The 7931-nt window shown below is 74.8% G+C and carries 7 protein-coding genes; 3 read left to right on the top strand and 4 right to left on the bottom strand.

Annotated features, from left to right (window positions below):
- Positions 1-153: 153 nt before the first annotated feature.
- Positions 154-702, top strand: coding sequence for a G/U mismatch-specific DNA glycosylase (mug, locus tag L1885_RS19310; protein WP_235798409.1), 549 nt, complete (start codon positions 154-156; stop codon positions 700-702).
- A gap of 126 nt (positions 703-828) precedes the next feature.
- On the opposite strand, the gene L1885_RS19305 is transcribed toward mug, so the two are convergent.
- The 4 genes from L1885_RS19305 to L1885_RS19290 all read right to left on the bottom strand — a co-directional run bounded on the left by L1885_RS19305 (position 829) and on the right by L1885_RS19290 (position 6192).
- Complete coding sequence (locus tag L1885_RS19305) at positions 829-2283, bottom strand: aminotransferase-like domain-containing protein (protein ID WP_235798408.1); 1455 nt, start codon at positions 2281-2283, stop codon at positions 829-831.
- 155 nt (positions 2284-2438) lie between these two features.
- Positions 2439-3365, bottom strand: a complete 927-nt coding sequence (locus L1885_RS19300) for a helix-turn-helix domain-containing protein (RefSeq protein ID WP_235798407.1) — start codon at positions 3363-3365, stop codon at positions 2439-2441.
- A gap of 142 nt (positions 3366-3507) precedes the next feature.
- On the bottom strand, positions 3508-4674 hold the full coding sequence (locus L1885_RS19295) for a mandelate racemase/muconate lactonizing enzyme family protein (RefSeq protein ID WP_235798406.1): 1167 nt from the start codon (positions 4672-4674) through the stop codon (positions 3508-3510).
- A gap of 150 nt (positions 4675-4824) precedes the next feature.
- On the bottom strand, positions 4825-6192 hold the full coding sequence (locus L1885_RS19290; RefSeq protein ID WP_235798405.1) for a sugar porter family MFS transporter: 1368 nt from the start codon (positions 6190-6192) through the stop codon (positions 4825-4827).
- 307 nt (positions 6193-6499) lie between these two features.
- On the opposite strand from L1885_RS19290, the gene L1885_RS19285 reads away from it, so the two are divergent.
- On the top strand, positions 6500-6823 hold the full coding sequence (locus tag L1885_RS19285) for an L-rhamnose mutarotase (protein ID WP_235798404.1): 324 nt from the start codon (positions 6500-6502) through the stop codon (positions 6821-6823).
- Positions 6824-7223: 400 nt separating this feature from the next.
- Positions 7224-7931 (top strand): SDR family NAD(P)-dependent oxidoreductase (locus L1885_RS19280; RefSeq protein ID WP_235798403.1); only part of this gene is annotated, 708 nt, incomplete at its 3' end.

The raw sequence follows: 7931 nt of genomic DNA, 5'->3' as shown, positions 1-7931 counted from the left end.
CGGGCGGCGGGCGGCCGGGACCCCGGCGGGCGCGCGCCCGAAGGCTTCTCGTCCGCCAGCCGCTCGACCGGAGGCCGCGGCCCCCGCGCCGGGAAGCCGTCCGGCCGCAGGACGCGCGCGGAACTCGAAGTGGCGGCGCAGCGCCGGGGCGGGCTGCCCGACCTGGTCACCGACGGGCTGAGCATCCTGCTCGTCGGCATCAACCCCGGCCTCTCCTCCGCCGCGGACGGCCACCACTTCGCCACGCCCGGCAACCGCCTGTGGCCCGCGCTCCACCGCTCGGGCCTCACGCCGGAGTTGCTCGACGCGCCGGAGGAGGAGCGGCTGCTCGGCCTCGGCATCGGGATCACGAGCATCGTGCGGCGGCCGACCGTCCGCGCCTCGGAACTCACCCGCGCCGAGTACGAGGAGGGCGGCGAGGACCTGCGGCGCCGGGTCACGGCGTGGCGCCCGGCCTGGCTGGCGATGCTCGGAGTGACGGGCTACCGGGCGGCGTTCGGCATGCCGGACGCCATCGTGGGGCCCCAGCCGGAGACGCTCGGGCCCACCCGGATCTGGGTGCTCCCGAACCCCAGCGGCCTGAACGCGCACTACCCGCCCGCGGCCCTGGCCAGGGAGTTCGCCAGGCTCCGCGTGGCGGCCGGCCTCCCGGACCGCTCGGGCATCCTCGGCGACGGCCCCTTCGAGCCGACGCGTCCCTGAGGGGCGGCGCCCCGAACGCCGGGGCGGCCATCCTCCGACTCCGGCCGCTTTCCCCCAAGGCGCGGCATCGGCACCCGCCCGGCCTCCGATGCGCGCGCCCGCCGTGTCACCCGGCCCGGGTACGGGCTACCGCACCGGGACGCCCGCCTCCGCGCAGACCGACGCGATGCGCTGGACGCCCTCGGCGATCTCGTCCGTGCCCGCGGTGTCGGCGAAGCTGATGCGGATGTGCGGGGCCGGCGGTTCCGCGGCGAAGAAGGGACGGCCGGGCGAGACGGCGACGCCCGCGCGCAGACAGGCCGTCGTCAGCGCGCCCTCGTCCGTGCCGTCGGGCAGCCCGACCCACAGGTGGTAGCCGCCCGCGGGGGTCCGGACGCCGGCGGCGAGGCCCGGCAGATACCGGTGCAGCGCCCCGAACAGGGCGTCCCGGCGCTCCCGCAGCCCGCCGGCGATGCCCCGCAGATGCCGCGCCCAGGCGGGGGAGCCGACCAGCTCGAGGGTCGCCTCCTGAAGGGGGCGCGGCACGAAGAAGCTGTCGACGACCTGGATCGCGCGCAGCCGGGCCATGACGGGACCCCGGGCGACGAGCGCGCCGACCCGCAGGTTGGGGGAGGTGGGCTTCGTGAGCGACGTGACGTGCACGACGGTGCCGTACGGGTCGTCGGCGAGGAGCGGCCGGGGCAGGGGCCCGCCGTGGCCGAGGCGGCGCGCGAAGTCGTCCTCGACGAGGAACGCGCCCGCCGCGTGCGCGATCTCGACGACCCGGCGGCGGCGCTCGGCCGACAGGACCGCACCGGTCGGGTTGTGGAACAGCGGCTGGCAGTAGAAGACCCGCGCGCCGGTGGAGGCGAACGCCGCCTCCAGCAGGTCGGGGCGCACACCGTCGCCGTCCACGGGCACGGGCACCGGGCGGAGCCCGGCGGCCCGCGCGACGGCCAGCACCCCGGGGTAGGTCGGGGACTCCACGAGCACGGCGGAGCCGGGCGGGGTGAGGGCGTGCAGGGAGGTGGTGAGCGCGGCCTGCCCGCCCGCCGTGACGAGGACGTGTGCGGGCGTGATGTCGCCGCCCGGGCCGCCCACGTCGCGGGCGAACCACGCGCGCAGGTCCGTCAGCCCCTCCAGCGGCGGCCGCTGCCAGGCCCCGGGGCGGCGGGAGGCGCGGGCGAACGCGGCGCCGAGGGCCAGTTCCGGCTGGAGCGACGGATGCAGGTAGCCGCCGTTGAAGGCGATCACGCCCGGCAGCGGGGATTCCAGCGCCGCGAGCACGCCGGACGCGTCGACGATCCGGGGCGCGGCCTCGCCGTGCTGTCCCTCGGCCGTGAGCGCGATCTGCTGCCAGGACGTGTCGACCGGGACGGCGCTGCCCGCGCCGGGCCGGGCCCGGAAGGCACCGGCGCCGGGACGGGTGAACACCAGGCCCTCGGAGACCAGTTGGGCCAGCGCACGGGACACGGTCACGGGGCTCACGCCGAAGCGCTCCACGAGGGCTCGACTGGACGGAAGCTTCTCATCCGGAGAGTAGCGGTCGAGCTCGCCGCGCAGGACATCGGCGAGGGTGCCTGCACTGCTACCGTCATTCATGGGGATGGAAGGTAGCACTGCTGGAAACACCCGGGTAGCACATGCCCGTACCTGCTCGTGGACGGATCCGCGCGGGACGGCCGCCACCGCCGCCCGCCTGGGGAACGCGGCCCGCACGGCCCGCTGTTCGACCGGGGCCCACGGCCCGGCCCCGGTCACGGCCTCCGGCCCCGGGCCCCTTCCGCGTCCGGCCCCCGGTCCGCTTCCCCGTTCCGTCGCCCGTGCCGGTCCTCGTCGCGGCCGCTGTCCGGCCCCGGGCGGTTTCCGCGCGCGAGGTGGGCCAGCAGCTCCAGCCGCTCGTACGACTCGGAGCCCGCCCGCGCGTGGTACGTCACGAGGATCTGGCCCTGGGTGTTCGGCAGCGCGAGCTTCTCGTAGTGCAACTCCAGCGGGCCGACCTGGGGATGGCGGAAGCGGGACGTGCCGCTGGTCTGGAGGCGCACGATCTGCTTCGCCCACAGCGTCCTGAACCGCTCGCTGCGCAGGCTCAGTTCGCCGACCACCTCGACCAGGCGGGGATCGTCGGCCTCCGGGCCCGTCATGGAGCGCAGGTACGCCACGGCCTTCGCCGTCATCGCGTCCCAGTCCTCGTACAGCTCCCGCATCTCCGGTTCGAGGAAGGCCGCACGCAGGGTGTTCACGCCGGGTGAGAAGTACGGGCTGAGCGCGACGGCCACGGCGTTCGCGGCGACCGTCGTCATCGACAGGTCCTGCACCAGCGCGGGCGTCGCCGGCCAGCTGTCGATCAGGCTCCGCACCCCGGCGCCGACCCGCTCGGGCCGCGGGGTGCGCCTGCGCCGGGCGGCCGGGGCGGGGCGGGCCAGGTCGTGGAGGTAGCGCTCGGCGTCCTGGTCGAGCTGGAGGGCGCGTGCGAGCGCGCCGAGCACCTGGTCGGAGGGGTGCCGGTCGCGGCCCTGCTCCAGGCGCAGGTAGTACTCGACGCTGATGCCCGCCAGCAGCGCGACCTCCTCGCGGCGCAGACCGGGCACGCGGCGGCGCGTGCCGCCCGGCAGGCCCACGTCCTGCGGGCGCAGCCGTTCCCGGCACACCCGCAGATGGTCGCCGAGTGTCGTGATCGCCATGCGTCCACCGTACGGCCGGACCGTCCGCGCATCCTGTCCCCGCCACCCCCACCGTCCGGCTGCCGCACCGTCCGGGGAGCGGCAGGGCGAGGCAGGGAGCGGCGGGGCGCCGCCGCGCGCTCGGTACCGGGGCGGGCCGTGTTCACGCCACGCGCAGCCCGGCGATGGCGTCCTCGTCCCAGGCGATGCCGAGGCCCGGGGTCTCGGGCGGGACCACCGCGCCGTCCTCGATCACCAGCTCGCTCGTGGTGATCGCGCCGAGCTGGGGGATGTGCTCCACGTACATGCCGGCCGGCACGGCGCAGGCGAGGCTCGCGTGGAGTTCCATGAGGAAATGCGGGGCGACCTTGACGTTGAACGCCTCGGCCGCGTGCGCGACCTTCAGCCAGGGCGTGATGCCGCCCACGCGCGCCACGTCGACCTGGACGATGCCGGCGGCCCCGGCACGCAGGTACTCCGCGAAGTGCCCGGCGCTGTACATCGACTCGCCGACCGCGATCGGTACCGACGTCGAACGGGCCAGACGCGCGTGGCCCGCCACGTCCTCGGCGGGCAGCGGCTCCTCGAACCACGCGATGTCGAGGGGTTCGTACGTGCGCGCCCTGCGGACGGCCTCGGCCCCCGTCAGCGACTGGTTGGCGTCGACCATCAGCTCGAAGGCGGGCCCGACCGCCTCGCGTACGGCGGCGAGCCGTTCCGCGTCCTCGCCGGCCGTGGGCTTGCCGACCTTCAACTTCGCCCCGTGCAGACCTCGTTGCTGTGCGGCGGTCACGTTCTCGACCAGGGCGCCGGTCGGCAGGTGCAGCCAGCCGCCCTCCGTGTCGTACACGGGCAGCCTGTCGTGCGCGCCGCCCGCGAGCCGCCACAGCGGTTCGCCGGCCCGCAGGCAGCGCAGGTCCCACAGGGCGGTGTCGACCGCGGCGAGCGCGAGGGAGGTCAGCACGCCGAAGGCGGTGGCGCGGGTGGCGGCGAGCATGCGCGCCCACACGCCCTCGATGTCCCGGGCGTCCAGGCCGAGGACGACCGGCTCCAGGTGGTCGCGCAGCAGCGCGAGCACCGACGAGCCGCCGGTGCCGATCGTGTACGAGTAGCCGGTGCCGCGCAGCCCGTCGGCGGTCTCGATCGTGACGAGCACGGTCTCCTGCCGCACGAAGGTCTGGGTGGCGTCCGTGCGCAGCGTCTCCGGTTCGATGGGGACGAGCCGGGTCTCGATCTTCCTGATCGCCGTGGCGCCGCTCGCCCGCGCGACCCCGCCGTCCGTCCCGGTCGCGCCGTTCGTCCGCTCCCGCGTGCTCTTCGTGCTGGACATGGCCTGCCTCTCCTGCTTCCCGTCCGCTGCTGCCCGCTGCTGCCCGCTGCTGCCCGTTGTTGCCCGTTGTTGCGCGTTGCTGTCCGTCGGTGCTCGTCGGTGCACGTCGGTACGTCCCTCGCCCGCCCGCCCGTGCGGGCCCCCGCTCCCTCAGGCGACCGTGGCCGCCGCCCGGCGGTCCTCCCTGCGCCGCCAGTCCTCCTCGATGTCCTCCAGCGAACGCCCCGCCGTCTCGGGCACCTTGGTCAGGACGAAGACGAGCCCGGCCGCCGAGAGCACGCCGTAGATCCCGAAGATCCAGAAGTGGATCGCGCCGAGGATGTCCGGGAAGGTCAGCGAGAACAGGAAGTTGAAGAGGTACTGGACGAACGTCACCACGCCCATGCCGAGCGCGCGCGCCCGCAGCGGCAGGATCTCCGGGATGTAGAGCCAGAACACCGGGCCGAGACCGAATCCGAAGGCGAAGGTGAAGACGAACACGCAGACGATGTCGAGGACCGTCACGTGCGGGAACAGCGCCAGCAGTACCAGCGGCACGATCTGGCCGCCCAGGCTCGCCGCCAGCAGCTTGCGTCGGCCCACGCGGTCGATCAGCGGCAGCGAGAGGGCCGTGGAGACGACGAGCGCGCCGCCCACGCTGTAGTTGGCGATGATGCCGGTGTCCGTGGCGCCGCCGGTGGCCGACGCGAACACCGTCGGGGCGTAGTAGACGACGCCGTTGATGCCGGTGAAGACCTGGAAGAACGTCAGGATCAGGCCGATGCCGACCGCCGGCCGGTAGCGGTGGAACAGCTCCCGCAGCCCCGCCCCCTGCCGCCCGAGGCTGCGCCGGATCTCGCCCGCCTCCTCGTCCGCCTCCGCCGCCGTGCTGCGCAGCCGTACGAGGACGTCGTGGGCCTCCCGGTCGCGGCCGCGCAGGATCAGCCAGCGGGGGCTGTCGGGGCTGAAGCACATGCCGACGAGGAACAGCAGCGCCGGTATCGCGCCCAGCCCGAGCATCCACTGCCAGGCGCCCGCGCCGCGCAGGGCGTCGCCCACGCCGTACGCGACGAGGATGCCCACGTTCACGCTCAGCTGGTACAGGGCGCTGATCAGGCCGCGGGTCCGCTTCGGCGCCAGCTCGGTCAGGTAGATCAGGCCGAACATGTTGGCCAGTCCGACGCCGAGGCCGAGCACGAAGCGGAAGGTCAGCAGGGCCGCCACGTCGCCCGACAGGGCGCAGCCGACGGAGCCGACCACGAAGACGACGCCCGCCGCGAGCAGCAGGTGCCGGCGGTCGAAGCGCTTCGCCGCGAAGGAGCCCGCGACGATCGCCGGGAGCGCGCCGAGCAGGATCAGGCTGGTGACCAGGCCCTGCTCGGTCGAGGACAGGCCGAAGGACTTCGTCGCGAACGGGAGGGCCGTGGCGATCGCGCCGGAGTCGTAGCCGTAGAGCAGGCCCGCCATACCGCCGAGGACGGCGACTGCCTTGACGAACAGCGGGAGCGGCGGATCCGGCGCGGTGGGGTCGGCTGCCATGACGCCTCCAAGGACAGTCGGAAATTTCCTATAGGAAATTCTGAGATGTCTGGAGGTTAGGCAGGGATGTCGGTGGTGCGTCAAGGGTTTGAGCGGCACTTTCTATAGGGTGCTGCGCGCGGCTCGCTCGGCGGCGGCTGTGGAGTACCGCGCGAAGGGTTCTCCTTTTTCGGTTGTTCCTATAGGTTCTGTTGGGAAGACATCGGACAGCTGGGAGCGCCGACCGGCCGTGCACCGCGGGCGGCAGCGAGCGGGCGGGGACGGTCGCGGCGGGGCTCGGCAGCGCGGGCTGTGAGCGGAGCGGACGTTGCGGCGCATCGCACAGGTGATCAGGCTGAAACCGGAGAAGCGGGACGAGTACCGCGAGCTGCACCGCGCCGTCCCGGAGGCGGTGCTCGCCAGGCTGCGCGACGCCCACGTGTCCAACTACTCGATCCACCTGCTGGGCGACCGCCTCTTCAGCTACTTCGAGTACCACGGCGACGACCTCGACGCCGATCTCGCGGCGATCGCTGCCGACGAGGCGACGCGCGAGTGGTGGAAACTCACGGACCCCTGCCAGGAGCGGGTGCCGGAGGCCGCCCCCGGCGAGTGGTGGGCCTCGACGGAACAGGTCTTCCTCATGGAGTGAGCCACCCCGCACGCGCGAGGCCCGCCCGGCGCGCCACGCAGTCCGCTTCCGGGGCAGGCGGCGCGGTCACCGCGCGCCCCCTCGCGGCGCACGCGCGTCGCGCGGTCCGCACGGGCGGCGCCCGCCGCGCCGCCCGTACCGGACGCACCGGAGCGCACGCACACCGGACGTACGGCGGGCCGCATGCGGCACGCACGCACGGGCGCGGTACGGCCCGCACGGCGCGGTCCCGCGGCCCGCACGGTGGGGCACCACCGTCCGCACGGGGCGGCACCGCGCAAGGCCGGCCCGTCCCACACCGCTCCACCCCCCGGCACCGCCCGTACCAGCACGGGGCACGACACCGCACACCGCACGCACACCGCGCGCAGCGCGACACGAGAAGGACGGCGAACAGCACATGACTGAGACATCCGACCCCGCCCGCGGCGGCGAGTTCAGCGGCCTCGTGGCCGCCGTCACCGGCGGGGCGTCGGGCATCGGCCTCGCCACCGCGCGCGAACTGGCCGCGCGCGGCGCGGAGGTGTGCGTGCTCGACCTCAACGCCGAGGCGGTTCCCGCCGGACTGCACGGCTTCACCTGCGACGTCACCGACCGCGCCTCGGTGACGGCGGCCTTCGCCTCCGTCGGCGAGCGCTTCGGACGGCTGGACGTCCTGGTCAACAACGCCGGCATCGGCGCCCAGGGCACGGTCGAGGACAACGACGACGCGGAGTGGACACGCGTCCTCGACGTGAACGTCGTCGGCATGGCCCGGGTGGCCGCCGCCGCCCTCCCGCTGCTGCGCGAGGGCGTCGCCGTCAGGTCGGCGGACGGACCCGCGACCGCCGCGATCGTGAACACCTGCTCCATCGCCGCCACCGCGGGCCTGCCGCAGCGCGCGCTCTACTCCGCGAGCAAGGGCGCGGTGCTCGGGCTGACCCGGGCGATGGCCGCCGACCACGTCCGCGAGGGCGTGCGGGTCAACTGCGTGAACCCCGGCACCGTCGACACCCCCTGGATCGGGCGCCTGCTCGGCGCCGCGCCCGACCCGGCCGCCGAGCGCGCCGCGCTGAACGCCCGCCAGCCCACCGGCCGGCTCGTCAGCGCCGAGGAGGTCGCCGCCGCG

Source organism: Streptomyces fuscigenes (assembly GCF_021556455.1).
In the GTDB taxonomy this organism is placed as follows: Bacteria; Actinomycetota; Actinomycetes; order Streptomycetales; family Streptomycetaceae; genus Streptomyces; species Streptomyces fuscigenes.
This window is presented reverse-complemented; position numbering and strand designations above follow the sequence as displayed.

What these genes read in the sequence shown, in the direction of transcription:
- L1885_RS19295 (WP_235798406.1), bottom strand. Translation starts at nt 4,674, where the DNA reads ATGTCCAGCACGAAGAGCACGCGGGAGCGGACGAACGGCGCGACCGGG.
- L1885_RS19290 (WP_235798405.1), bottom strand. Translation starts at nt 6,192, where the DNA reads ATGGCAGCCGACCCCACCGCGCCGGATCCGCCGCTCCCGCTGTTCGTC.
- L1885_RS19305 (WP_235798408.1), bottom strand. Translation starts at nt 2,283, where the DNA reads ATGAATGACGGTAGCAGTGCAGGCACCCTCGCCGATGTCCTGCGCGGC.
- L1885_RS19300 (WP_235798407.1), bottom strand. Translation starts at nt 3,365, where the DNA reads ATGGCGATCACGACACTCGGCGACCATCTGCGGGTGTGCCGGGAACGG.